Annotated in this window: 2 protein-coding genes; both read right to left on the bottom strand. The window is 60.3% G+C overall.

From position 1 onward, the window contains the following. Positions 1-176 precede the first annotated feature (176 nt). The gene (locus ASE63_RS21345; RefSeq protein ID WP_082610179.1) at positions 177-1,400 is read right to left on the bottom strand and encodes a LysR family transcriptional regulator; all 1,224 of its coding nucleotides are present in this window, start codon (positions 1,398-1,400) and stop codon (positions 177-179) included. A 22-nt stretch (positions 1,401-1,422) separates the two neighbouring features. Continuing rightward, positions 1,423-2,388 carry an MBL fold metallo-hydrolase gene (locus ASE63_RS21340; protein ID WP_056806334.1) on the bottom strand — a complete coding sequence of 322 codons (966 nt, stop codon included), beginning with the start codon at positions 2,386-2,388 and terminating at the stop codon, positions 1,423-1,425. Between the last annotated feature and the right edge of the window lie 302 nt (positions 2,389-2,690).

The raw sequence follows: 2,690 nt of genomic DNA, 5'->3' as shown, positions 1-2,690 counted from the left end.
AGGCCGTCGCCGCCTAAGCGATCGCACCGTCCTCACCATCGAAGCGACCGCCGCACCCCGGCGGTCGCTTTTTTGTAGCTGCAAGCCGCGGATCGCCGGACTGGGATCCGATCGGCAAGTGTTGGATCTCGAGCCTTCTGCCGGCGGGCCGTGGCGTGAGATCCGCGCACTGACTCTTACGAAAATTCGCTTCGGAACACGGCTCCCGGTGCGATGTCCTTCAAGCCCGGCAAGCAATGCTCGACCAGCGCGTTGCGTGCGGCGTCGGCGATCTGCATGGCCAGCGCCTCGCCCTCCGCCCGGCGCGCTACCAGCGATATTCGCCTGGTCGGCGCCGGGCTCGGCAAGGGAAGACAATGGAAGCGCGGAGAGCCGATGCGCGTCTTGAGGATGCCGAGCGGGGTGCTGATCGTCCAACCCATCGAGGCCTCAACCATCGCAAGCACTGAGTCTGAGGTGTCAAGACGGTATCGATTTGGCGGCATAACGCCGTTGCGCTGCAGATAGGCGTCGACTGCCAAGCCTATGAAAGACTGATTCCCGTAGCGGATGAAGGGCGCCGCGGCGATCAGCGTTTCGAGCGTATAATGCGGCTCCGAGAGCTCAATCGGCAGCACCAGGACGTAAGGCTCCTCGAATATCGGAATGCTGACGAACTCCGCCTCAGGCGGCGCTTCCTCAGCTGTGAGGATGAAGTCGACCTTGCGTTCGGCTAGAGAGCGCACACTGGCCTCGCTTGCTCCGGACCAGATCATGAACTGCGCGGCGAGCCTATCGAGGTTACGCACGAGATGCGGGCCAGCAGTACTAGCCACCGAGTCGGCGACACCGAGGCGAAGCATCGGGATGGCGTTGTTGAGCTGAAGCTCGATCGCGCGATCCAAATCCTGCACGCGATCAAGAATCTCGATCGTACGCCGGTAGATGATGTCGCCGAGCAGAGTGAGCTTTAGCGGCCGCGTCCCCCGATCGATCAGGCGCGCATTTACGGAGGTCTCGAGATTGGCGATGGCCTGCGACACCGCCGACTGCGTCAAGCCCAGCGCGGTCGCGGCACCGGTCATTCCGTTTGCGTGGACCACTGCCGCGAAAATCTCGAGCAGTCGCAGGTTCAGGCCCTTGCGAGGCGAGCCTTCAGTTTCAGCCATATGAATTGTCGTCTCCGGATTTTCGGCAGGGATAGCGCCATTTTCCGGAGCATGACAGCTCAATGCCTTCGACCTGATGATCCTAGGCTCGATCGCCAACATCAAGGCAAGCGAGCTGGTGCTGCAACGTCCGATTTCGGGCAACGACCGAATGTCAACAAATGGCGCCAGACCGAAGTAGCTCTCTTTAGGAGGCTTCCGTTGAACGAACAGACATTGCCTTTCAGTGACATTTTTCAGATCGCTCGGCATGTCTCCGAGACGTCGCGCATTGTTAAAGCCGAAACGTCTTGCCAACCGACATGGGTATCACTCGTTCGCCATAGGCACCGGCCAGCGCGCTGACAGCCCGCCACCCTGTGCAGTGGCCTGGAGCGATCAAACGCAGATCGAACGATGCCAGCGCCTTGACGGTCTCCGGAATGATGGCCTCGGTACTCCCCGACAAATGAAAGCCTCCGAACACGCCGTAAAGCGGAGTGGTCGGAAATCTCGCTTGCGCGTGACTTAAGACGTTGATCAGACCAGCGTGCGAGCAGGCGGTGAACACGACCAATCCTTTGCCAGACAGGCTGATCGCTACAAAGCGTTCATCTAGCATGATTTCGTCGAGTTCCCATTCACCGGTCACAGTCTGACGATGCTGACCAGGGAAGCCGCGCTCGAATGGCGTAACGCGTGGGATCTCGCCGCTGACGTAGAAAGCCCTGTTCAGCACCAGCTGCTCGTTACGGGTCACAATTACACGCCCCCCGCAGCCGCTTAGGACAGCTTCGCTCGGAACCAACTCCATGGGCCGAAACTGGCCGTCGGCGGAGCGGGTAGCGCGGAGCGCGAACATGTCTGGATGCATGAAGGTCGGTACAGGCTGACCTCCGTTCGCCATGCCGATCATCTGCAATGCCTGCGGCATCGCACCACCATGGTCCCAATGCCCATGTGACAGCACGAGGGCGCCAACCGGCGCAAGATCGACACCTAGCCGCTGTACATTGCGCTCGAACACCCATTCCTCGGGGCCAGTATCGAACAGCAAGGTTTGCCGGGTCGCCCCAGCTGTCACCGTGATCAGACAGGAAAGCCCATGTGCCGCGCAGCATAGGCACTTACCTGAAAGCCATGGCATGCCTCGGCGGCGGTGCCGCGCGAATTCCGTTTCGACACTGTCGGGCGTCGAGGAAAGGCTATCGCTCGCATTGTCGACCAAAACGATGATCTCGGCTGTGTCGACAACTTCCATGCAGCTCTCCTCTGACGAGGTTTAGCGCAGTTGGCGAGAGATCGATCGGAAGCATATGCTCCTGGGAGCGCACCGCAATATCCAAAAAGTAGAGACGTATCCTCCAGTCGCTATTGGCATCCCAACGACGCAATCGCGTGCGACGGACGGGCCGTGCCACGCGGGCGAATTCAGGTCTGCTTTCAGGCAGGTGCCAAGAGTCTGCTTCTCTAATCGGGCAGTTGGGTCAAGCTCGGATTGCAGCCTGTGCCGGGGCTCGTTCACGCGGGTCACGCTTCTCTTCGCAGTCTGGTGGCTTCTGT

The sequence above is a fragment of the Allobosea sp. Root381 genome, from assembly GCF_001429395.1.
Taxonomy (GTDB): domain Bacteria; phylum Pseudomonadota; class Alphaproteobacteria; order Rhizobiales; family Beijerinckiaceae; genus Allobosea.
The sequence above is the reverse complement of the archived record's forward strand: the minus strand, read 5'-3'. Positions and strand labels throughout refer to the sequence as shown.

Excerpts from the sequence above, each read along its gene's own strand:
- ASE63_RS21345 (WP_082610179.1), bottom strand. The coding sequence starts at position 1,400 with ATGCCGAGCGATCTGAAAAATGTCACTGAAAGGCAATGTCTGTTCGTT.
- ASE63_RS21340 (WP_056806334.1), bottom strand. The coding sequence starts at position 2,388 with ATGGAAGTTGTCGACACAGCCGAGATCATCGTTTTGGTCGACAATGCG.